We start from the raw sequence: 21953 nt of genomic DNA on the forward strand, positions 1-21953 counted from the left end.
CGTTGGCGGATTGGCTTCGCCTACAATGCGTTTTGCGGGCATGGCACGCCGGCGCCGCCGCAGCGTGAGGCCATCGGCCTGGAGCTCATGTCTTCGGACTGCCGCACAAGCTCCGCAAAGAGAAGGGCGAAACTTCCCATCACAAGGAAGACGATAATCAGGCGTGTCACCGGCAATAGACAGGTCTCGACTGGCTAGCCCCCCAGCCACCCATCCTCTGTCGGCTAACATGATCGATCAGGCTTTACGAGTGCTTAAGCTCGCACTTAACCATCACATTCGCCGTTCCGGCGACATGAAGCGCGAGCCGCCGATTTGGTTTCGCCGCGGCCGCAACTGGCCCGGACGATGCCTCCCTTTGCAGATGCGCTTGCCCATGCTACCCCACGCAACCGCCGCCGACCGCCATCGGCCGACCGCCATCGGAATGTCATGAGCAAAGCCAATCTCGCCTTCGTCTCCTCCGACACTGCCGATGCCAAGGCGGCGATGGAGAGCCTGTCGGCCCGCTATGGCCAGGCATCCTTCGACGACGCCCAGGTGGTGGTGGCACTGGGTGGCGACGGCTTCCTGCTGCAGACCTTGCGCGACACGATGAGCACGGGAAAGAAGGTCTACGGCATGAACCGTGGCACCATCGGCTTCCTGATGAACGAGTACCGCGTCGGGGGCCTCACCGAGCGCATCGCGGCCGCCGTCGCCGAAACGATCCGCCCGCTGGAAATGCTGGCGTTGACGCATGAGGGCGAGACGGTTTCGGCACTCGCCATCAACGAGGTGGCGCTGTGGCGTCAGTCCTACCAGACGGCAAAGATCCGCATCACCGTCGACGAGCAGGTCCGCATCGAGGAACTGAACTGCGACGGCGTGATGATCGCGACGCCGGCCGGCTCCACCGCGTACAATCTTTCGGCGCACGGGCCGATCCTGCCGCTGGATGCGCCGTTGCTCGCGCTGACCCCGGTCAGCCCGTTCCGGCCGCGCCGTTGGCGGGGTGCCTTGTTGTCAAACAAGGCGACCGTACGCTTCGATATTCTGGAGTCGGAAAAGCGCCCGGTGAACACCGCCGCCGACCACACCGAGGTCAAGGCGGTGGCTTCCGTAACGGTCCGCGAATCGCCGACTGCGACGGCAACGCTGCTGTTTGATCCCAACCATTCGTGGAACGAACGCATTCTCGCCGAGCAGTTTCGCTATTGAGCCGGCGCAAAGAGTGACTACCTAATTAAGCATCGCGATTAAGCTTACGTTTTCACAATCGTGCCAATCCCGCCCGTTTCTGTTGACAAATCGCGGGCTTGCGCCTAATCGCAATACCAATCTTGCAGGCACGCTGTGCTTGCCGCGACGGATGCCGTTGCGCTTCCCCGAACCAGCCAAAGACAGCAACTCTTGTCCTCAGACACCACGACCGCTCTAGAAGCGTTGACCTTTTCAGACCTCGGCCTGTCGCCCAAGGTCCTTTCCGCAGTCACCGATGCGGGCTACACCGTGCCGACGCCGATCCAGGCTGGCGCCATCCCGCATGCCTTGCTCGGCAAGGATATTCTGGGCATAGCACAGACCGGCACCGGCAAGACTGCTTCCTTCGTGCTGCCGATGCTGACCCGCCTCGAAAAAGGCAGGGCCCGTGCCCGCATGCCGCGCACGCTGATCCTCGAGCCGACGCGCGAGCTCGCCGCGCAGGTCGAAGAGAATTTCATCAGATACGGCAAGAACCACAAGCTCAACATCGCGCTGCTGATCGGCGGCGTCTCCTTCGACGAGCAGGACAAGAAGCTGGAGCGCGGCGCCGACGTGCTGATCGCCACGCCCGGCCGTCTGCTCGATCACCGCGAGCGCGGCAAGCTGTTGCTCAACGGCGTCGAGATCCTCGTCATCGACGAGGCCGACCGCATGCTGGACATGGGCTTCATCCCCGACATCGAGCGCATCTGCGAGATGATCCCGTTCACCAGGCAGACGCTGTTCTTCTCAGCGACCATGCCGCCGGAGATCACCAAGCTCACCGAGAAGTTCCTGCATGCGCCGGTGCGCGTCGAGGTTTCCAAGGCGGCATCCGCTGCCACCAACATCATCCAGCGCCTGGTCAAGTCCGGCTCCAAGCCGTGGGACAAGCGCGAGACGCTTCGCAATCTGATAAAGGCCGAAGACGCCGAGCTGAAGAACGCTATCATTTTCTGCAACCGCAAGGTCGAGGTCGCGGAGCTGTTCCGCTCGCTGCTGAAGTATGATTTCGACGCCGGCGCCCTGCATGGCGACATGGACCAGCGCGCCCGCATGCAGATGCTGGCCAATTTCCGCGATGGCAAATTGCGCTATCTCGTGGCGTCCGACGTCGCCGCGCGCGGCCTCGACATTCCCGACGTCAGCCACGTCTTCAACTACGACGTGCCGATCCACGCCGAAGACTATGTCCACCGCATCGGCCGCACCGGCCGCGCCGGACGCTCGGGCAAATCCTTCACCATGGCCACCAAGTCCGACACCAAATACATCGACGCCATCGAGCGGCTGATCGGCAACAAGATCGAGTGGCATGACGGCGACCTGTCGACCGTGGTCGCCAGCGAAGGCGGCGAGGACGAAGCGCCCCGCCGTGGCCGTGGCGCTCCGCGCCGCGCCGGCCGCAAGGACGAGGACCGCAAGGCCCATGATCGCAAGGAGGGTGGCGAGCGCAAGCCGCGCGAACGCCATGCCAAGCGCAGCGACGACGCGCCAGCGGCAGATGCCGCGCGCGAGGAACAGCCGGTGGTAGCCGAGGCCGCGGTCGCCGACATCGGCGAACGGCATCAGCGCAAGGAAGCGATCCGCTCCGAAAACAGCGACCGCAAGGTCTCCGATCGCAACAACGAGAACCGCGCCCCGGAACGCGGCGACACAAGGCCGCAGCGCGCCAGCAACAGCCGCCCTGCCCGCGGCAACAACCGCGGTGAAGACAATGACGGCACCGTCGGCTTCGGCGACGACATGCCGGCCTTCATGAAGATCGTCGCCAAGGTCTGATTCCATGAGCCGCGGCGTCCCGAGGACGCGCGGCTTTCCTGGACGCGATTGGGATGCGAGATCTGGAGCCCGCTCAGGATCAATCAGCGCCATGCGCGGTAATCGCAAGACAGGCTCGATCTGCCCGATCTCTTCCGGCCTGGAGCGCTTCAAATACCCGTCGATGCTACAGGCTTTTGAGTTCCAGGCGGGATGCCAATAAATCCAGAAATGCCCGAACCTTGGCCGAAGATGACCGGCCTTCCTGCCACAAGGCATGGATCGGCACCGGTGCCGGCTCGAATTCCGTCAAAACCAGTTCGACGAGACCGTCGTCGACCAAATGTCTTATCTGCCACAGAGGCGAGAAGCCCAAACCCAGTCCGTGGATTGCGGCGGCATAGACCGAGGTCATCAGATTGGAGCGAAAAGCGCCTGCGACCTTCACGGTCCGGGGTTTCCCGTCGATCTGAAACGTCCATTCACCTGGACGCTCGTTAGCGGTTCTGATGATGCAACTGTGCTCACTCAGCTGGAAGGGATGGGCCGGCCGGTCGCACCGCGCGAAATAGGAAGGCGCGCCGAACACAACGCGCCGCAACGCTCCCAGGCGTTTGGCTTTCAAGTTGGAATCCGGCAAATCGCCGATGCGTATTGCCAGGTCGAGACCTTCGGCGCCAAGATCGGCAAATCCATCGGAAAGTTGAAGATCGACCTCGACCCGGGGAAATGTCCGCATGTATTCCGCGATGACAGGCATCAGGACGTTCGGGCCAAACAGAACCGGCGCCCCGATGCGCAGGACGCCTGCCGGCTCCGATCGTTGATTGATCGCCTGAAGTCTTGCGTCGTTTATTTCGTCGACCGCGGGTTTGATCCGGTTGAAAAAGGCTGCTCCGACTTCACTTGGTGTCGAGCGACGCGTTGTCCTGTGGATCAGCTCGACGCCGACTGATTGCTCCAGTGCCGCCAGGGACCGGCTGACCGACTGCAGCGAGCGGTTCAGCCGATGTGCGGCAGTCGTCAGACTTCCATGCTCGACGATCGCGATGAAAGCCTCGAAATCGTCCATTCGGCTCATGCATTCTCCCGACATTCGACATAATATATCGCAAAAACGGGTAATTGTAACGACAATTGCGACGTCGTACCTCTCTGCAAGTTGTCCCGCGAGGACAGGCTTGATGGAAGGAAATCGTCATGCAAGTAGCCAATCCAACTGTTCTGGTTGTTGGTGCCACAGGCCGAGTTGCGGGACTTGTCGTGCCTGAACTTGTCCGCCGCAATGCCAATGTTCGAGCGCTCGTTCGCGACCCTGCGAATGCCGAAAAGGCCCGGAAGGTGGGGGCATCCGAGGTTGCGACAGGAGATTTGCGAAATCGTCAGAGCCTCGAAAGGGCGGTCGCGGGCGTCGACGGCGTCTTTCACATTGGGCCGGCTTTTGCTCCCGATGAAGCAGCCATGGGCGTTGCCATGGTTGAGGCCGCCACGCGAGCAGGAGTTCGAAAGTTCGTCTTCTCGTCGGTGATCCAGCCTACCAATACGCGACTGAAGAACCATGCCAGCAAGGTGCCTGTCGAGGCTGCTCTCTACTCGACGACGATGGAATATACGATTCTGCACCCTGCCAATTTCATGCAGAACCTCGCAGCGGCCTGGCCGTCCGTCGTTGAACATGGTGTTTTCTCGGAACCGTTTCCAAAGACGGCGAAGCTGGCCCGCGTCGACTACCGCGATGTCGCTGAGGTGGCGGCGATCGCCCTAACCGAAGCGCGATTGTCCTACGCGACCCTCGATCTGTGCGCTGACGGCATGCACAGCCGGGAAGACATCGTTGCGATGATGAGTGAGGAACTTGGCAGACCCATCTCTTCTGGTGAGCCGACATTTGGCGAGTGGGCGGCCGAGGCACGCCTTCCCTACAATGACCGCCAAATGCAGGTGCTGGCCAAAATATACGCCCACTATGCCCACTATGGCCTTGGCGGAAACAGTCTGACATTGCGCGCCGCCCTGGGCCGCGAACCGCGTTCGTTGCGCGGCTTTATTCGAAACCTTGCCCAGCAAATGGCGCAGGCCGCCTGACTGCGCCCAGCCGCGCATACTTCCACTTTTCGAGAAGGAGATAGGTGATGCGACCGTCATCCCACAAGGTTTTGAAATCGAGGAAGCTACCGGCCTCCTACAATGCGCTGGTAATGCCATTCGTACTTTCCATCCTGATGTCGTGCATTGTTTCCGCGGTAGCGACGCTGATCAATGCGGGCTGGACAACCGGTTTCGTGGCGACCTGGCCGTATGCATGGGGAGCATCATGGCTAGTGGGCTTTCCAAGTCTGCTGCTGGTCTTGCCGATCGTGCGCCGTATCGTTGCGGCAATTGTCGATCAGCCGACCTCGTAGGCCTTGATTACGGAGTCCGACATGCCAAACAAGAAACCCTTGCGGGCCGCTTTTACCTTCGACTGACGGCTCGCAGCGCCATTGTCGACTTCCGCGACCAGATACCTGTCTTCATGCGGGCAGCCTTCATGCGCGCCGGCCCTCATGCCGATCGTCGTCCGAGCCTGACTCCCGAGCGCTCTCAAATGCAGCCGGCCAGCTTGCACTCTTGGCACGCTCCTATCCTGGCCCGTCCGTCACATCGGGCCGGGCATCATCTTGGTCGGGTTTTCCAGCATCGGAAACTCTGCCTTGCTGCATTTCACGTTCGGGTTGGTCGGACTGAACATGCCGTTCGGATTGTCTCTGAACAGCCAGGCATGAAGGTCGTAGTGGACGAACTCCCTCGGAATGAGCGGATAGTGCCCTTCCATCGGTCCCATGAAGGTCTGGCCAAATAGTTTTGGAGGTTCCTTGGTGTCTGGCGTCAGGGGCACCAGCCATTCCACGCCAACCAATTTCAAGCCTTTCTTGGTCGGCTCGTAGATCAGCACATTGGGGCGCATCGGATCGAGTTTCTGACCGACACTCGGGACGTTGACGAAATGGATGCCCATAGCGCCCTTCGGATAGTCCATTGCGCCCTCGATCCTGTCCCCGCTGTAATAGACGCACCCGACAGTCGACAGATAAAGGTCGCGGACGGCGACCGTGTAGTCTTCATATTTGGCGAGCGATTTCTTCAACGCTTCGATGTCGGCTTTGTTGGCGTCCTCGGCTCGAGCCGTGGCCGCCGCGCACCAAGCAGAGACCAGACCTGTCAAAATGAGGACGCCGCAACGCCCAAGACGAGCTGTTCTTGTCATGCATTCCTCCCAGATTTCCTTATCTGGCCGTGCAGGACCGGGGCCGACTAAGTGACTGCGCGGCCGTTTGTACCGCCCCATCCCCTCTGGAACCGCACCAATGCTAATCCCTTCCAAGGCCTCCGGAAAGGGATTATTAGAAATCTCTAATGCGTTAGACCTTTTGGCGGACCACAGGAGCCCAAAAAGAAAGCGGCCCTTGCGGGGCCGCCTTCGCATTTCGATGCCGAACAATTCAGGTCAGCGGCGAAAGCTGGATCTCGACGCGCCGGTTCTGCGCACGGCCGGCCGCCGTTCCATTGGACGCGATCGGACGGGTCTTGCCGAAACCGGTGACGGCGAAGCGGCGCGAATCGACACCTTGGCCCGAGAGATAGTTGGCGACCGCCAATGCACGGCGCTGCGACAGATCGAAATTGTGTTCGTCGCCGCCGGTCGAATCGGTATGGCCGAACACATCGACCGTGGTCTGCTTGAACTTCTTCAGCACCAGCGCAACCGAGTTCAGCACCTGGTAGAAGCCAGGCTTCACCGCATCCTGGTCGACGTTGAAAGTAATGTCGGACGGCATGTTGAGGATGATCTGGTCGCCGGTGCGGGTGACGCTGACGCCGGTGCCTTCGAGCTGGCGGCGCAGTTCAGCCTCGTTCTGGTCCATGGTCGCGCCGATGGCGCCGCCGGCCAGCGCGCCGATACCGGCGCCGATCAGCGCGTTGCGGCGGTCATTGCCGCCGGCAAGCAGGCCGAGGCCCGCGCCCGCCAGGGCGCCAAGGCCGGCGCCGGCTGCGGTGTTCGAAACCTTCTGCTCCCCGGTGTACGGATCGGTCGTGGTGCAGGCACTCACCAGCACAGCCGTCGCAACGGCGACGAGCACAGTCTTTTTCATAAGGATCGTCCCTCTCCAAAGCGCGGCCTTTGCGGCTCGCGCATATAAGCCCTTCTCCGGTCTTGTAACATGAAATGCGGCGAAAAACCGAGCGGCGAAAGCGGCTTCTCCCCGCTCGCGCCACACTTCCGCTTCGGTGGCTGGTGCTGGCCTACCAGAGGTTCTTGCCGTCAATGACGACCACCTCGACCTTGTCGAGGTCGAAATCGTCGAACAGCCGCGAATTGACTGAGATCTTGGGATTGTCGAAGTCCGGTTTTCCGGTCGACCAGTCCGGCGTTTCGGTGAAGGTGCCGCAGCCGCAAATGGCGCAAAACCCGTGTTTGACGGTCTTCGATCCCCATTGATAGAAGGAAACGTTTTCCGGCGAGCTGGTGAGCTTGAATTGCGACGGAACGTAGTAAGCCCACAGCGAACCGCGCTTGGAGCAGAACGAGCAGGTGCATTGTGTTACCGTCTCGGGCGCCTGCGAAACCTCGAACGTCGTCGCCTTGCAATGACAGCTGGCCTTGATGGTCATGAAAAGCTTTCCTCTCCGTTGCCCGCCACCCATGCGGCAAGGCACCATAAAGGAAGGCTCCTGACAACTGTCTGTCAGCAGGCTCCGGTCGATCGAGCCGAGCGGCGCTCTGGCTGAAGCAGGCCCGTCGTCACCTCCCAATCGTCGTCACCTGCCGATATAGGCGGCCAGTTCGTCCGGCGTCCCGTTTGGGAAAGCCTGTTTCAGAAAATCCAGGAACGCCGACACGCGCGCGCTGAGCAGCCGCCGGGAGGGGTAGAGCGTCCATAGAGAAATTTCGGGGCCGTCAATATCCCCCCAATTCACCAGTGTGCCGTCAGCCAGGTCGTGGGCCACCAACGAAATGGGAAGCCGTCCTGCGCCGATGCCGGCTCGCACCGCATCCCGGACCATGATGAGCGTCGACAAGGCGAGGACCGGCTCGATTCTAAGTGTTGCCCGGCCACCTGGTGTCTTCACCTGCCATGTTTGCCGCTCGCCTGTCCCGCGCGCAACGCCAGGAGCGGCGAGCCCATCGGCCGGGCGAGGAAGGTCCGGGCTCGCCACAACGACCAGGCGGTCGCGGAGAAACGCCCGTCCGACCAGGCTTTCATCGGGATCCGGATTGACCCGGATTACCAGATCGTAGCCTTCCTCGATCATGTCGACATGCCGGTCTTCGGTGGTCACTTCAAGCCTCACCTCAGGATACCTCAGGGCAAATCCCGCGGCGATCCTCCCCATTGCAGTCTGCGAAAAATGCAAAGGCGCGCTGATCCGCAATCTGCCCTTGGGTCTCTGGCCGCCCGAGGCAATCGCCGATGCCGTCTCGTCCAGCTCGGCAAGCAACGCCCCCGTCCGCTCGAAGAGCGCCCGTCCTTCTTCGGTCAGCTTCAGGTTACGCGCACCCCGTTCGAACAGACGCAGATCGAGACTGCTTTCCAATTCGCCAACGCGCCGGGACAATGTTGCCTTGGGCCGGCCGGTGGACCTTGCCGCTTTGCCGAAGCCGCCATGGCGAGCCACGAGGTTAAAATCGGCAAGGGCTAAAAGATCCATGACTGTCCCACCAGTGAGACGACGTGTCTAAAATTGCCGTCTACTGGGCTCTTTGTGAGCCACACATATTGGGGCTGTCAAGCAACCCAACAGGAGAAATTCCATGACCATTCTCGTTACCGGCGCCACCGGCAATATCGGCCGCCAAGTCGTCGAACAGCTCGCCAAGCGCGGCGCCGATGTGCGTGCTCTCGTGCGCGATCCGTCGAAAACCAGTTTTCCGGCAGGCGTATCCGTCGTGCAAGGCGACTTTCTCGATGTCGATTCGCTGCGCAAAGCCATGTCTGGCGTTTCCACGCTGTTCCTCTTGAACGCCGTGGTGCCGGACGAATTCACCCAGGCTTTGATCGCCTTGAATGTCGCCCGATCGGCCGGCATCGAGCGGATCGTCTATCTCTCGGTGATCCACGCTGACGTCTATGTGAACGTGCCGCATTTCGCGGGCAAGTTCGGCGTGGAGCGAATGATCGAACAGATGGACTTCAAAGCTACGATCTTGCGCCCGGCCTACTTCATCCAGAACGATCTGACGGTCGAAGACGTCATCACCGGCTACGGCACCTACCCAATGCCGATCGGCCCCAAGGGTCTCGCCATGATCGATGCCCGCGATATCGCCGAGATCGCCGCTCTTGAGCTGCTGCGTCGCGAACGGTCCAAGGAGCCGCTTGCGTTCGAGAGGATCAACCTCGTCGGTCCGCAGACACTGACCGGGACGGACATTGCCGCAATCTGGTCAGACGTACTCGCCCGCCCGATCAGCTACAGCGGCGACAATACGGAGGGTTTTGAGCAAAATCTCAAGCAGTTCCTGCCCGCCTGGATGGCCTACGACATGCGCCTGATGGGCGAGCGTTTCTTTACCGACGGGATGCTGCCCGAGACCGGCGACGTCGAGCGCCTGACGGCACTTCTGGGTCGCCCACTGCGGCCGTATCGCGACTTCGCCTCAGCACTCGCTGCTTCCGTCTGACGCAAGCGCCTTCAGCACCAAGGCCGGCCTTCCGATGAGAACTGCCAACAGAACTCAGTAGGAACGCGGTGGCACGAACAGGCAGATCGTCTTGCCTGCGTCGAGGCCGGCCTGGTGCGCGCACCAGTGGAAATCGCCGTCGGGTGAGTCCTTGACCCGCTTGTCGCTCATCGGCACGACCTCCCCCGTTCCGGCGATGACATAGCCCTCCGGCTTTTCCAGCACCTCGCCGGTATGGGTGGTACGGCAGTCGTAGTTTGCGCAGCAGGCGAAGGGATAACTCCAGCCTTGCGGCTTCGCCGCCGTAGGCTTGGCGTCATGGGCGAAGGCGGGTGCGGTCAGCACCGCAGCAAGCATCGCGATTGCAAAGATCGGGGTCACGAACAAGGAAAACAGGAGTCGGCCAGCCGGTTGAACGGCTCTGGCCGATCGGAGAGTGGCAGCAGACATGGAAGCGTTCCTTTCAAACGAGCATCAAGCGTTTCGCTTGCCCGTTCCCGGAACGTGTCTTCCCAGTGGCCGGATCGTCAGGTCGCAGATATGCCGCGTCCGGCCATAAATGCTTTTTCTCTTCCAGCCCTCGGATGCTGGGCTGATTCCTTGGCCGGCGCAAGAAGTTGCTGCGCGAGGCCGCACATCTACGCCGCTATCTGCAACCGCTGACGAGATCCAAGGCCAGGCTCAACTCCCGGCAGACGGGCAACGAAACAACGGGATTGGCCGTATGTGGTTCCAGCCTATACGTCGCCTGGACCGGCGATCACATGCCCTTCATATTTCGGCAAGTCGTCGGCGATGGTGAACCATGGCGCTTTGGAGCCGACGAAGATGTGCGCGGTCGGCCGGATCGTCGGATCGTCGACCAGCGTGCCCATGGCGACATGGACATAGGCGCCGTCGCGGACCAGCGAATACAGCAACGAGCCGCAGCGGCTGCAATGCGCATCGTGGCCGCTGTCATCGCCGAAATGGATGAGCCCGTGATGCCCTTCGGCAAGGGCAAGTTTCTCGCGCTCGATGCCGGCGAAGGGCTTGAAGGCGGAACCTGTGGTGCGCCGGCAGTTCGAACAATGGCAGTTGGCGGCATAGACGAACTCGTCCGCCACTTCATACTGGACCGCGCCGCAAAAGCATTTGCCGGTGAGCCTGCGAGTCATGGTTCCTCCTTCGCTCCCCCGCCCAGGGATGTTCTTATTCAAGTCAGCCGAGTCGAAAGTGGCGGAAGCGCAGGAATCAGCCATTCGCAGGCCGGCCTCACCTGAATATGGACATATCTAGTCGAGGTCGGCCACGGCTTCACCGGCACCGCCCTCGATGCGCTGCGACAACGAAGCTTCCATGAAGTCGTCGAGGTCGCCGTCGAGCACGCTCGACGGGCTGGTGCTCTCGACGCCGGTGCGCAGGTCCTTCACCAACTGGTAGGGCTGCAGCACATAGGAACGGATCTGGTGACCCCAGCCGATGTCGCTCTTCGACGCTTCTGTGGCATTGGCCACCGCTTCGCGCTTCTTCAGCTCTTCCTCGTAAAGGCGCGAGCGCAGCATTTCCCAGGCCTTCGCCTTGTTCTTGTGCTGCGAGCGTTCGGCCTGGCAGGCAACCGCGATGCCGGTGGCGATATGGGTGATGCGAACCGCCGAGTCCGTGGTGTTGACGTGCTGGCCGCCCGAACCGGATGAGCGGTAGGTGTCGATGCGTACATCCGATTCCGAGACGTCGATCTCGATCCTGTCATCGACGACCGGGTAGACCCAGACGCTGGAGAAGGACGTGTGGCGGCGCGCATTGCTGTCATAGGGTGAAATGCGGACCAGGCGATGAACGCCCGACTCGGTCTTCAGCCAGCCATAGGCATTGTGGCCCTTGATCAGGAGCGTGGCGGACTTGATGCCGGCTTCTTCGCCGTCATGGACTTCCAGCACCTCGACTTTGAAGCGACGCCGCTCGGCCCAGCGCGTATACATGCGCAAAAGCATCGAGGCCCAGTCCTGGCTCTCGGTGCCACCGGCGCCGGCATGGACTTCGAGATAGGTGTCGTTGGCGTCTGCCTCGCCCGACAGCAGCGTCTCGACCTGGCGGGCCTTGGCCTCGCCCTGCATCGAGCGGAGGGCCGCTTCCGCCTCGGCGATCACGCTCTGGTCGCCCTCTTCCTCACCCAGTTCGATCAGGCCGATATTGTCTTCCAGCGCCTGGGTCAGGCTTTTGACGCCGGCGATCCCGTCTTCGAGGCCCTGGCGCTCGCGCATCAGCTTCTGCGCTTCCAGCGGATCATTCCAGAGGCTGGAATCCTCGGCGCGCACGTTCAGGTATTCAAGCCGTTTTATGGCCTGATCCCAGTCAAAGATGCCTCCTCAGCAGGGTGATCGCCTGCCTGATCTCGTCGACAATGTTCTGCGTTTCCGCGCGCATGGCTGGTTGTTCTGTCCTGTTTTTGAAGTGGCGCTTGGGTCGGCGCGATACATAGGCACGGCATTGCTGCCTGTAAAGCGAAATGGGCCGGCTCAACAAGCCAGCCCATTCAGCTTAAGAAATCAGGTCGTCAGTAAAGCCCGCCGCCGGGTGCCTGGATGGCTTCCGTAGCCTGCGGCGATAGCGGTCCGCCGGCGCCGTTGGACCCGTCGGCGCCCATGCCGATCACCCAATAGCTGTCGGCCGGGCCGGTGCCGGGCTTGAAGGCTTCGATGATGGTGCCGGGATCGCCCGACGCGGCACGCATGCCGGTCTTGCGGTTGATCGCGACCAGGTTCATGCCTTCCGGCACCTTGAAGTCGACATTGGGCGTGCCGTCCAGCGCAACGCGCATGAAGTCCTTGAAGATAGGCGCCGCCAGACCACCGCCGGTGGCGCCATGGCCGAGACCGCGCGGCGTGTCGTAACCCATGTAGAGGCCGACGACGAGGTTCGGCGTATAGCCGATGAACCAGGCGTCCTTCTCGTCATTGGTCGTTCCGGTCTTGCCGGCGATGTGGCGGCCAAGCTCGGCGATGGTGGCGCCGGTGCCGCGCTGGACCACGCCTTCCATCATCGAGGTGATCTGGTAGGCCGTCATCGGATCGAGCACCTGCTCGGAATTGTCGACCAGTTCCGGTTCGGGCTGGTTGTTCCATTCGGGCGCGTTGCAGCCTTGGCAGCCGCGCTCGTCCTGCTTGAACACGGTCTTGCCGTAGCGGTCCTGGATGCGGTCGATGAGCGAGGGTTTGATCGACTTGCCGCCATTGGCCATGATCGAATAGGCCGACACCATGCGCATCACCGTCGTCTCGCCGGAGCCCAGCGCCATCGGCAGATACGGCGCCAGATGGTCGTAGACGCCGAACCTCTCGGCATATTCCACCACCAGCTTCATGCCCATGTCGTTGGCGAGCCGCACCGTCATCAAATTGCGCGACTTTTCGATGCCGGAACGCAAGGTAGCGGGGCCTGCCACCGTGCCGTCATAGTTCTTCGGCGTCCAGGTCGTAGTGCCGCTCTGGATGGTGATCGGTCCGTCCATGATCACCGAGGCCGGCGTATAGCCATTGTCGAGCGCGGCCGAATAGACGATCGGCTTGAAGGACGATCCCGGCTGGCGCATCGCCTGCGTGGCACGGTTGAACTCCGACTGCGCATAGGAGAAGCCGCCGACCATGGCCAGCACGCGGCCGGTATGTGGATCCATGGCGATCAGGCCGCCCTCCACTTCCGGCACCTGGCGCAGCGTGTAGGCGCCTTCCGACCCTTCGTTCTTCTGCACGAAGATGACGTCGCCGGGCTGCAGTACATCGGCCGGAGACTTGGCCTTGACCGTCTTGCCATCGACCACATGGCGCATGGCAAAGCTCATGTCTTCCTTGCTGACGGCGCCTTCGACGCGTTCCTTGACGATATCGCCCGAAATCTGCCGCGTCGGCTGCAGGCCGATGGAAAGGCCGGTCGCCGAGCTGTCGAGCACGACGGCAAGCGACCATTCCGGCACGTCTTCCAGCCCCTTGACGTTGCCCAGCGCCACGCCCCAGTCGCCGGAAGCATCGATATGCGTCACCGGTCCGCGATAGCCGCGCAGCGTGTCATATTTGAGCAAGCCGTTCTGCATCGACTTGCGGGCGATGAGCTGGATCTTCGGATCGAGCGTCGTGCGCACCGAAAGGCCGCCCTCATAGAGCGCGTTCTCGCCATAGCGCGAGATGATCTGGCGGCGCACTTCCTCGGTGAAATATTCACCCGCAAACAGATAGGAGCCGTTACGACGCGGCGTCACGCCGAGCGGCTCGGCCTTGGCCTTGTCGCCTTCCTCGCGCGTCACGTAGCCGTTCTCGACCATCTGGTCGATGACCCAGTTGCGGCGCTCGATGGCGCGGTCGGCATGCTTGAAGGGATGGTAGTTGTTGGGCCCCTTCGGCAGCGACGCCAGATAGGCGGCTTCCGCGACCGTGAGTTCGTTGACCGACTTGTCGAAATAGGTCAGTGCCGCGCCCGCAACGCCATAGGCGCCGAAACCGAAGAAGATTTCGTTGAGGTAAAGCTCAAGGATGCGGTCCTTCGAATAAGCCTGCTCGATGCGGAAGGCCAGGATCATCTCCTTGATCTTGCGCTCGTAGGTCTGGTCCGAGGACAAGAGGAAGTTCTTCGCCACCTGCTGGGTGATGGTCGAGGCGCCGACCTGGCGCCTGCCCGAACCCAGATTCTGCAGGTTGACGTAGATGGCGCGGCCAAGCCCGGTGATGTCGATGCCGGGATGGTTGTAGAAATTCTTGTCCTCGGCCGACAGGAACGCCGCCTTGACCCGGTCCGGAACCGCCTGGATCGGCAGATAGAGCCGCCGTTCGCGCGCATATTCGGCCATCAACGAGCCGTCGGAAGCATGGATGCGGGTCGTCACCGGCGGCTCGTACTTGGCCAGCACCTCGTAGTCGGGCAGGTCTTTCGACAGATGGCTGATGTATATCGCCACGCCCGCGGCGACGATAAGCGCCAGCGTCGTGCCGATACCAAAGAAATAGCCGATAAGACGAATCATGCCCGCTCCAGTCCGAGGTCCGGGAATTTCCTAGACGAAGCCGCCTTTCGCGCAAGCCTTCGCAACTGTCCCGATCCGTGATGGAAAACCCATGTCGCCACCATGTGGGCAAAATACGGCAGTGCCCGGTTTAGGCATCCCCCACCTGAAATAAAAGCGCCTGGTGTTGTCGTCGTGCAACGCTGCCTCCGGTCGTGGGCGGCGGCGACCATCTCAGCCTCCGGTTCCCGTTCCCATCTTGGCGGAGGCAAACAGGGCGACGGCGTTGGTGATGCTCTGCGCCGCCTTGCCGCGCCAGTCGGCGTCGAGCAGTTGCGCTTCATCCTTGGCGTTGGAGAGATAGCCAAGTTCCACCAGCACCGACGGCACATCGGGCGCTTTCAGCACTTTGAAGCCGGCCGAACGCTGCGGATTATTGATCAGGCCAACGCTGGTGGACAACTGGCCGACCAGAGTGTGGGCAAAGCTCATCGAGAAATTATGCGTCTCGCGGCGGATCAGGTCGATCAGTATGTCGGTGACTTCCTTGTTGTCGTCCTTGATCACCATGCCGGCGAACTGGTCGGAGAGGTTTTCACGGTCGGCAAGCGCCTGCGCTTGCGGATCGGACGCCTTGTCGGAGACGGTATAGACGGTGGCGCCTCTGATACCCTTGACGCTGATCGTGTCGGCATGGATCGAGATCAAAAGGTCGGCCTCGTGCTGCCGGGCGATGCGCACGCGGTCATCGAGCCGCAGGAATTCGTCGGTATCGCGCGTCATGAACACGTCGTAGTTGGCGACGGCGGCGAGCTTGTCGCGCAATTCGGTGGCGAAGGCCAGCGTCACGTTCTTCTCGATGGTGCCGTTGAGGCCTTCGGCGCCACCGTCGATGCCGCCATGGCCGGGATCGATGACGATGGTGAAGCGATGCCCGGGATTGGAGATCGGCCCTGTGCCGACCCTGGAGCCCTTGTCGGTGGAGACGGTCGAGCCGGTGGTCAGCGCCTGGTTGGCAAGGGCTTCGTCGAACTCGCGGTCGGAGGCTGCCGACATGTCGATGGCGATGCGATAGCCTGCGCCGTCCTCGTTCTTGAGCACCTCGAGCTTGTCGACCGAGAACGGCCCCTTGCCGGTCAGGATCAGCCGCGATCCCTCGCCCTGATCGCCATAACGCACCGCCTTGACCAGGCCGCGGGCCTTGGCGTCCTTCGCGCCGATGGCGAATCGGGTGCGCGGCAGGTCCACGACCAGCCGGTTGGGGGCGCGCAGCAGGAACCATTTGATGTCGGGCTCGCGGTCGAAATCGATGACGATGCGCATCTTGGTTGCGTCGCCGGCCATCTTGTAGGCGGTGGCGCCGAGTGGCGCATCGGCGGCGCGTGAAACGGGCGCAAAAGCAAGGCAAAGCGCCAGCAGCAACAGCACACCGGCAGCGCGCAGGAAACGGCCTGCACGGCCATGGCCCTTGTCTGTGATGCCCGCCAGTCCCATTTCTTTGCAGTCGCTCTCGGTTTGGCGCTTGCGCCCGCGTGGTTGGTCGAAATGCCGGTCAGGCCGCAGACTCGATTAACGATTGGTATCCAGAGAAGGTTAACCAAGCCTTTTCATTGAGGATTAAGGCCTGTGCTTCCGTTACGGCACTGCTTTTTGCCGGCATCCGAAATCGGGGTTGCCTTCCACCCCGTCAAATCATAAAAGCGATGGTGGATCACTGCAATCCTGGAACCGCTTCTCCCGCAGCTTCCTGCTACAGGTCAGATGAAAGGCGGCTCCTTTCGCTCCAGCGAAAAGGCTTCAGGTGATCTCGACGAATTTCGCAGGTGTGCGCCCGTGGCGGGGGAATCGCCTGCGTGAGGAAAACGGCCGGGTTTGTTCCCGTGCCGGCTCTGTATGAGCAAACAAGCTGGTCCGGTTCGTCCGGGCTTTGGTTCAAAAGGTTCTGCTGGTGACGATGGCTTCAAGCGCAATCATGGAAAGGTCCGCATCAAACCGCGCCATTGTGGCTGCGGGCGGCACCGCCATGGCGCTCAAGCGGCGTCCGGCGGACATTCAGACATCCGGCACCCACATCCCAGACACGCAGCAGCGGGCTTTGCCTCGCAAGCTGCGGCTGACGGCTGCCGGGAGGAAACGAAATAATGCCCAACAAAATGCTGATAGACGCCTCCCACCCGGAGGAAACACGCGTTGTCGTTATCCGCGGTAACCGTATTGAAGAATTCGACTTTGAATCTCAGGACAAGAAGCAGCTCAAAGGAAACATCTATCTCGCCCGCGTAACGCGTGTCGAACCTTCCCTCCAGGCAGCCTTTGTCGAATATGGCGGCAACCGTCACGGTTTCCTCGCCTTCAGTGAAATTCACCCCGACTATTACCAGATCCCGGTCGCCGATCGTCAGGCTTTGCTGCGCGCCGAAGCGCAGGAAGCCGAGGACGAGGAGAACGAGGACAATGACGGCGACGACCGCCAGAGTCGCGATCGCGGCCGGCGCGGCCGCCGGCGCGGCGGCAAGGGTCGTGAGCGCGGCGAACACAAGCGCGACGCCGGCGCCGATGATGAAAACGGCGAACATGGCGATGCCGGCAGCGATGCCGTCTCCGAAGCGCCTGCTTCCGAGCATGCCGCGGCCAATACCGCCGGGCATGACGATCATGCCGGGCATGGCGACAGCGAAGCCTCCGACGCCGAGACATCCGGGACCGAACCGTCGGAAGGCGGCCCGACATCGATCGCGGCAAGCGTCGAAGCGGATGTGATCTCCGAAGCTGTCCCTGCGGCGGAGCCGGGTGACGAAAGGTCGTCCAGCGAGGCAAGTGGCGAAGCCACCTCCGAGGACAATGATCGCGGCATGCTGGAAGAGGTGCAGTCCTCGCATCCGGACGACCACGAGATCGAATCCGTAGGCGCCGAGGATGCGCTGGAAGAGGTGCGCAGCCGCCGCAAGCCGGTGCGCCGCCAGTACAAGATTCAGGAAGTCATCAAGCGCCGGCAGATCCTGCTGGTGCAGGTGGTCAAGGAAGAGCGCGGCAACAAGGGCGCTGCACTCACCACCTATCTGTCGCTTGCCGGCCGCTATTCCGTGCTGATGCCCAACACCGCACGCGGCGGCGGCATTTCGCGCAAGATCACCAGTGCGGTCGACCGCAAGCGCCTCAAGGAGGTCGTTGCCGATCTCGAAGTGCCGCAGGGCATGGGCGTCATCCTGCGCACCGCCGGCGAAAGCCGCACCAAGGCGGAAATCAAGCGCGACTACGAATATCTGATGCGGCTTTGGGAAAACGTCCGCAATCTGACGCTGCAATCCACCGCCCCTGCCCTCGTCTATGAGGAAGGCAGCCTGATCAAGCGCTCGGTGCGCGACCTCTACAACAAGGATATTGACGAGATTCTTGTCTCCGGCGAGGAAGGCTACCGCGAGGCCAAGGATTTCATGCGCATGCTGATGCCGAGCCACGCCAAGGTGGTTCAGCCGTTCCGCGACACGACGCCGATCTTCGTGCGCAACGGGATCGAGGCGCAGCTCGACCGCATGCTGCAGCCGCAGGTGACGCTGAAGAGCGGCGGCTACATCATCATCAACCAGACCGAGGCGCTGGTCGCCATCGACGTCAATTCGGGCCGCTCCACCAAGGAGCACTCGATCGAGGACACCGCTCTCCACACCAACCTTGAAGCGGCGGAAGAAGTCGCCAGGCAATTAAGGCTGCGCGATCTCGCCGGCCTGATCGTCATCGACTTCATCGACATGGAGGAGAACCGCAACAACCGCTCCGTCGAGAAGCGGCTGAAGGATCACCTCAAGAACGACCGAGCCCGCATCCAAGTCGGCCGCATCTCGCATTTCGGCCTGATGGAGATGTCGCGCCAGCGCATCCGCGCCAGCGTGCTGGAATCAACCATGAAGCCGTGCCCTCATTGCGGCGGCACTGGCCATGTGCGCTCCGATTCGTCGGTGGCGCTGATGGTGGTGCGGGCGATCGAGGAATTCCTGCTCAAGGATTCGCGCAGCCACATCACGGTGCGGACCCCGGCGGCGACCGCTCTCTATGTGCTCAACCACAAGCGCGGCACGCTGGTGGAACTCGAAAGCCGCTTTGGCCTGACCATCACCGTCGAGGCCGATGATACGGTCGGTGTGCAGCACTACGCGATCTTCCGCGGCGCCATTGCCGAAAAGCCGGAAGGCTTTGTCGAAGCGCGAACCTTCCCGGCCTATGTCGAGCCGGAAGAGCCCGAGGACGAGATCGTCATCGAGGAGGAAGACGACGAGGTTGTGGTACAGGCCGAGCAGCCGCGCCAGGCGCAGCCGCAATCGCAGCAGCAGCCGAGATCGGCTGAGGACGGCGAAGGCCGCGACCGCAAGCGTCGCAAGCGCCGCAGGCGGCGCGGCGGCAAGGATCGCGAACGCGAACATGGCGATCGCGAGCATGGCGCCGAAGGTGCTTCGGTTTCGGCGGCAAGCGACGACTTTGCCGCTGAACCAGGCGATGACGATGCAACACAGCAAGACGAAGCCCAGGTTGGCGCCGTCGAAACGGTGGAAGCATCAGATGACGCCCAGGGCAAGAAGCGCCGTCGCGGCAAGCGCGGCGGCAAGCGCAATCGTCGCGAAGACGGCACGGAGACCGAAGCCGGCGAAACCGCCTCGGTGGCCGAGGCCGCTGAAGTCGGAACGGCCGCAAGCGAGCCCGTAGCAGCCGTAGCGGTTGAAGAAGCGGCGGCTCCCGCCGCGGCGAACGACGACGCTCCAGCCGAAAAGCCGAAGAAGAAGCGCGCTTCAAGGGCAAAGAAGGCTGTGGTGGAAGTCGCCGATGAGACGGCGGCCGAGGCTGCACCGGAAGCTGCCGTCGAAGCTGCCGCCCCCGCTGCGGCCGATGCCGCCACGGAAACGACCGTCGACGACGAGCCCGCCAAGGCTCGCCCGTCACGGCGCAAAGCCGTGGCCGCGGATACCTCCGCGGTGCCGGTGGTTTCCTCCAGCGTTGCCGACGAGGCAAAGGCCGAGGAAAAGCCGAAGCGCGCCGGCTGGTGGCAGCGGAAGGGCTTTTTCTAAGCTATTCAGCCGATTAAGATAGGTTCCTGACAAAAATCCCGCGCCATTCAAACCACGGCGCGGGATTTTTTCATGCGCGAATGATGGAAGGCGTCAGGGGGCGAAAATCGACCAGTTCATCATCCTGGCCAGTTTTTCCAAGGCGATCGACCCCAACTTGGAATTGCCGTTGGCGTTCAAGCCCGGCGACCATACGGCGAGTGAAGCCACACCCGGCACGATCCCCAATATGCCCCCGCCGACGCCGCTTTTTCCCGGAATGCCGACACGGAAGGCGAAATCGCCGGAGCCGTCATAGTGGCCGCAGGTCAGCATCATGGCGCCGATGCGCCGCGCCCGCTCGGCAGACACCACGGAGTGCCCGGTTGCCGGGTTTCTGCCGCCATTGGCGAGGAAGCGGCCGGCCAGCGCCAATTGCCGGCAGCTCATGGCGATCGCGCAATGGTGGAAGTACACGCCCAGCGACAGCTCGGGTGCATGGTTGAGATTGCCGAAGGATTTCATGTAGTTGGCAAGCGCGAAGTTGCGATAGCCGGTGGCGCGTTCGGATGCCGCGACCTCGCGGTCGATGATGATGGTTTCGTCATCGGCAAGGAACTGGATGAAGCGCAGGATTTCGCCGATCGCCTCGCGCGGCTGGTGGCCGGCAAGCAGTATGTCGGACACGACGATGGCGCCGGCATTGATGAACGGATTGCGCGGAATGCCGTTCTCATGCTCGAGTTGCACGATCGAGTTGAACGGATTGCCCGACGGCTCGCGTCCGACACGCTGCCACAGCGCGTCGCCGACATTGCCGAGCGCCAACGTAAGCGTAAACACCTTGGAGATGGACTGGATCGAAAACGCCTGGTCGGCGTCGCCGGCGACCAGCACGCGGCCGTCATTGGTCACGGCGGCAATGCCGAATTTCTTCGGATCGACCTTGCCGAGCTGCGGAATGTAGGTGGCGACGTCACCGCGATCGGTGCGCTCGGCCATCTCGGCGGCGACGTCGGCCAGCGCTTGTTTAAGATCCGGCATGCTCGTCCCCGCTATTTCAGCCAGCGCTCGATGCGCGCCATCGCCTCGACCATGTCGTCATGGCTGCCGGCATAGGAAAAGCGCATCGTGCGGTGGCCCTGAAGTGGATCGAAATCGCGGCCGGGCGTAGCCGCCACATGCGCCTCGGCCAGCATCTTGCGCGCAAAGGCCATGCTGTCATTGGTATGCCGGGTAACATCGCAGAAAGCGTAGAAGGCGCCGTCCATCGGCGCCGCCAAGGGAAATCCGAGTTCCGGCAGGCGCCGCATCAACAGCTCGCGGTTCCAGGCGTAGCGCGCCTTTACCGCTTCCAGCTCTTGCGTCGCCTTGAAGGCTTCGATCGCCGCGATCTGCGACAGTTCCGGCGGCGAGATGTAGAGGCTCTGGGCGATGCGCTCGATCGGCCTCACCAGAGCTTCCGGCAGCACCATCCAGCCAATGCGCCAGCCGGTCATGCAATAATATTTCGAGAAGGAATTGATCACCGTCACGCCTGAGCCATGGGCCAGCGCAGTGGTGTCGGGCGCGGCATAGGCCAGCCGATGATAGATTTCGTCCGATATCACCGCGATGCCGAGTTCTTCGGCTGTCCTCACCAGTGCGGACAACTCGTCGACGGGAATGACCGCACCTGTCGGATTGGCCGGGCTGGCGAACAACACGCCCTTCAGCGGTTTTTCCTGGTGCGCCGATTTCAAATGCTCGGCGTGCAGGTAGGCGTCCGTGCCGAGCTCGATCTCGACGGTCTCGATGCCGAGCGCGGCCATGATGTTGCGGTAGGCCGGATAGCCGGGTGATGCGATGGCGACGCGGTCGCCGGGATCGAACATCGCCAGGAAGGCCAGATTGAAGGCGGCCGACGATCCCGTGGTCACGGCGATCCGGTTCGGCGAGACATCGATCCCGTAGTGGTCGCCATAATGCGCGGCGATCGCCTTGCGCAGATCCGCCAGACCGAGCGTGTCGGTATAGCCGATGCGTCCGATCCTCAGCGCATTTGCGGCTGCTTCCCTCGCGCCCACGGGCGCCGGATCGGATGGCTGGCCGACGGCCATGGAGACGACAGGCACGCCCGTCGCCTTCAGCCGGTTGGCTTCGGCCAGAATGTCCATGGCGTGAAACGGCTCGACTTCACCGCGGCGCGACAGCGAAACTACCATTTGACCTCCGTCCGGCCCGCCGCTCGAAGCCATGAACCGGCGGCAGCGCCGCACAAATGCCCGATTGATGTGAGGATCACAAGTTCGCCTAG

Annotated in this window: 19 protein-coding genes; 6 read left to right on the plus strand and 13 right to left on the minus strand. The window is 62.2% G+C overall.

Annotated elements, in window-relative coordinates:
• Positions 1–432: 432 nt before the first annotated feature.
• Both AC3EML_RS21755 and AC3EML_RS21760 read left to right on the plus strand, forming a co-directional pair.
• On the plus strand, positions 433–1200 hold the full coding sequence (locus AC3EML_RS21755) for an NAD kinase (RefSeq protein ID WP_023681482.1): 768 nt from the start codon (positions 433–435) through the stop codon (positions 1198–1200).
• A gap of 192 nt (positions 1201–1392) precedes the next feature.
• Positions 1393–3006, plus strand: coding sequence for a DEAD/DEAH box helicase (locus AC3EML_RS21760; RefSeq protein ID WP_352520417.1), 1614 nt, complete (start codon positions 1393–1395; stop codon positions 3004–3006).
• Between the two features lie 166 nt (positions 3007–3172).
• Here the strand turns inward: AC3EML_RS21760 and AC3EML_RS21765 are convergent, their stop codons facing one another.
• Complete coding sequence (locus AC3EML_RS21765; RefSeq protein ID WP_023691233.1) at positions 3173–4066, minus strand: LysR family transcriptional regulator; 894 nt, start codon at positions 4064–4066, stop codon at positions 3173–3175.
• A gap of 119 nt (positions 4067–4185) precedes the next feature.
• Between AC3EML_RS21765 and AC3EML_RS21770 the strand changes: the two genes are divergently transcribed.
• Together AC3EML_RS21770 and AC3EML_RS21775 are read left to right on the plus strand one after the other, a co-directional pair.
• Entirely contained in the window at positions 4186–5070 is an 885-nt protein-coding gene (locus tag AC3EML_RS21770; RefSeq protein ID WP_023691232.1) for an NmrA/HSCARG family protein, read from the plus strand.
• A gap of 47 nt (positions 5071–5117) precedes the next feature.
• Positions 5118–5387, plus strand: coding sequence for a DUF2798 domain-containing protein (locus AC3EML_RS21775; protein WP_023667468.1), 270 nt, complete (start codon positions 5118–5120; stop codon positions 5385–5387).
• Here the strand turns inward: AC3EML_RS21775 and AC3EML_RS21780 are convergent.
• From AC3EML_RS21780 to AC3EML_RS21800, 5 genes are all read right to left on the minus strand, one after another.
• On the minus strand, positions 5372–5533 hold the full coding sequence (locus tag AC3EML_RS21780; protein WP_488505312.1) for a hypothetical protein: 162 nt from the start codon (positions 5531–5533) through the stop codon (positions 5372–5374). The genes AC3EML_RS21775 and AC3EML_RS21780 overlap by 16 nt on opposite strands.
• 90 nt (positions 5534–5623) lie before the next feature.
• A complete protein-coding gene (locus AC3EML_RS21785; protein ID WP_023691231.1) occupies positions 5624–6232 on the minus strand; it encodes a hypothetical protein in 609 nt (202 codons plus the stop codon).
• 235 nt (positions 6233–6467) lie between these two features.
• Complete coding sequence (locus AC3EML_RS21790) at positions 6468–7118, minus strand: YiaD family glycine zipper/OmpA-like lipoprotein (RefSeq protein WP_023667470.1); 651 nt, start codon at positions 7116–7118, stop codon at positions 6468–6470.
• A 151-nt stretch (positions 7119–7269) separates the two neighbouring features.
• Positions 7270–7638 (minus strand): GFA family protein, encoded by a 369-nt coding sequence (locus AC3EML_RS21795; RefSeq protein WP_023667471.1) that lies wholly within the window; start codon positions 7636–7638, stop codon positions 7270–7272.
• Positions 7639–7785: 147 nt separating this feature from the next.
• Positions 7786–8676: a LysR family transcriptional regulator gene (locus AC3EML_RS21800; RefSeq protein ID WP_023681487.1), complete on the minus strand. Its 891-nt coding sequence runs from the start codon at positions 8674–8676 to the stop codon at positions 7786–7788.
• A gap of 103 nt (positions 8677–8779) precedes the next feature.
• Here AC3EML_RS21800 and AC3EML_RS21805 point away from each other — a divergent pair, with 103 nt between their 5' ends.
• Positions 8780–9649 (plus strand): NmrA/HSCARG family protein, encoded by an 870-nt coding sequence (locus AC3EML_RS21805; protein WP_023667473.1) that lies wholly within the window; start codon positions 8780–8782, stop codon positions 9647–9649.
• 54 nt (positions 9650–9703) lie between these two features.
• On the opposite strand, the gene AC3EML_RS21810 is transcribed toward AC3EML_RS21805, so the two are convergent.
• The 5 genes from AC3EML_RS21810 to AC3EML_RS21830 form a co-directional block, all read right to left on the minus strand.
• The gene (locus AC3EML_RS21810) at positions 9704–10099 is read right to left on the minus strand and encodes a hypothetical protein (RefSeq protein ID WP_023667474.1); all 396 of its coding nucleotides are present in this window, start codon (positions 10097–10099) and stop codon (positions 9704–9706) included.
• A gap of 287 nt (positions 10100–10386) precedes the next feature.
• Positions 10387–10806, minus strand: coding sequence for a GFA family protein (locus tag AC3EML_RS21815; RefSeq protein ID WP_352520419.1), 420 nt, complete (start codon positions 10804–10806; stop codon positions 10387–10389).
• A 117-nt stretch (positions 10807–10923) separates the two neighbouring features.
• A protein-coding gene (gene prfB / locus AC3EML_RS21820; protein WP_155922402.1) for a peptide chain release factor 2 occupies positions 10924–12055 on the minus strand; the annotation gives its coding sequence in 2 pieces (ribosomal slippage) (positions 10924–11988 and positions 11990–12055; 1131 coding nt in all).
• Positions 12056–12185: 130 nt separating this feature from the next.
• Positions 12186–14642 carry a penicillin-binding protein 1A gene (locus tag AC3EML_RS21825; protein WP_352520420.1) on the minus strand — a complete coding sequence of 819 codons (2457 nt, stop codon included), beginning with the start codon at positions 14640–14642 and terminating at the stop codon, positions 12186–12188.
• 213 nt (positions 14643–14855) lie between these two features.
• On the minus strand, positions 14856–16115 hold the full coding sequence (locus AC3EML_RS21830; RefSeq protein ID WP_352520421.1) for an N-acetylmuramoyl-L-alanine amidase: 1260 nt from the start codon (positions 16113–16115) through the stop codon (positions 14856–14858).
• Positions 16116–16762: 647 nt separating this feature from the next.
• Here AC3EML_RS21830 and AC3EML_RS21835 point away from each other — a divergent pair.
• Entirely contained in the window at positions 16763–19678 is a 2916-nt protein-coding gene (locus AC3EML_RS21835; RefSeq protein ID WP_023756361.1) for a ribonuclease E/G, read from the plus strand.
• Between the two features lie 93 nt (positions 19679–19771).
• Here the strand turns inward: AC3EML_RS21835 and AC3EML_RS21840 are convergent, their stop codons facing one another.
• Together AC3EML_RS21840 and AC3EML_RS21845 are read right to left on the minus strand one after the other, a co-directional pair.
• A complete protein-coding gene (locus AC3EML_RS21840) occupies positions 19772–20701 on the minus strand; it encodes a glutaminase (protein ID WP_023748769.1) in 930 nt (309 codons plus the stop codon).
• An 11-nt stretch (positions 20702–20712) separates the two neighbouring features.
• Positions 20713–21861 (minus strand): pyridoxal phosphate-dependent aminotransferase, encoded by a 1149-nt coding sequence (locus tag AC3EML_RS21845; protein WP_352520422.1) that lies wholly within the window; start codon positions 21859–21861, stop codon positions 20713–20715.
• Positions 21862–21953 lie beyond the last annotated feature (92 nt).

The organism is Mesorhizobium sp. P170090 (assembly GCF_057786115.1).

Excerpts from the sequence above, each read along its gene's own strand:
- AC3EML_RS21765 (WP_023691233.1), bottom strand. The coding sequence starts at position 4,066 with ATGAGCCGAATGGACGATTTCGAGGCTTTCATCGCGATCGTCGAGCAT.
- AC3EML_RS21790 (WP_023667470.1), bottom strand. The coding sequence starts at position 7,118 with ATGAAAAAGACTGTGCTCGTCGCCGTTGCGACGGCTGTGCTGGTGAGT.
- AC3EML_RS21825 (WP_352520420.1), bottom strand. The coding sequence starts at position 14,642 with ATGATTCGTCTTATCGGCTATTTCTTTGGTATCGGCACGACGCTGGCG.
- AC3EML_RS21835 (WP_023756361.1), top strand. The coding sequence starts at position 16,763 with ATGCCCAACAAAATGCTGATAGACGCCTCCCACCCGGAGGAAACACGC.
- AC3EML_RS21770 (WP_023691232.1), top strand. The coding sequence starts at position 4,186 with ATGCAAGTAGCCAATCCAACTGTTCTGGTTGTTGGTGCCACAGGCCGA.
- AC3EML_RS21840 (WP_023748769.1), bottom strand. The coding sequence starts at position 20,701 with ATGCCGGATCTTAAACAAGCGCTGGCCGACGTCGCCGCCGAGATGGCC.
- AC3EML_RS21805 (WP_023667473.1), top strand. The coding sequence starts at position 8,780 with ATGACCATTCTCGTTACCGGCGCCACCGGCAATATCGGCCGCCAAGTC.
- AC3EML_RS21755 (WP_023681482.1), top strand. The coding sequence starts at position 433 with ATGAGCAAAGCCAATCTCGCCTTCGTCTCCTCCGACACTGCCGATGCC.
- AC3EML_RS21780 (WP_488505312.1), bottom strand. The coding sequence starts at position 5,533 with ATGAGGGCCGGCGCGCATGAAGGCTGCCCGCATGAAGACAGGTATCTG.
- AC3EML_RS21800 (WP_023681487.1), bottom strand. The coding sequence starts at position 8,676 with ATGGATCTTTTAGCCCTTGCCGATTTTAACCTCGTGGCTCGCCATGGC.
- AC3EML_RS21785 (WP_023691231.1), bottom strand. The coding sequence starts at position 6,232 with ATGACAAGAACAGCTCGTCTTGGGCGTTGCGGCGTCCTCATTTTGACA.
- AC3EML_RS21845 (WP_352520422.1), bottom strand. The coding sequence starts at position 21,861 with ATGGTAGTTTCGCTGTCGCGCCGCGGTGAAGTCGAGCCGTTTCACGCC.
- AC3EML_RS21830 (WP_352520421.1), bottom strand. The coding sequence starts at position 16,115 with ATGGGACTGGCGGGCATCACAGACAAGGGCCATGGCCGTGCAGGCCGT.
- AC3EML_RS21795 (WP_023667471.1), bottom strand. The coding sequence starts at position 7,638 with ATGACCATCAAGGCCAGCTGTCATTGCAAGGCGACGACGTTCGAGGTT.
- AC3EML_RS21810 (WP_023667474.1), bottom strand. The coding sequence starts at position 10,099 with ATGTCTGCTGCCACTCTCCGATCGGCCAGAGCCGTTCAACCGGCTGGC.
- AC3EML_RS21775 (WP_023667468.1), top strand. The coding sequence starts at position 5,118 with ATGCGACCGTCATCCCACAAGGTTTTGAAATCGAGGAAGCTACCGGCC.
- AC3EML_RS21815 (WP_352520419.1), bottom strand. The coding sequence starts at position 10,806 with ATGACTCGCAGGCTCACCGGCAAATGCTTTTGCGGCGCGGTCCAGTAT.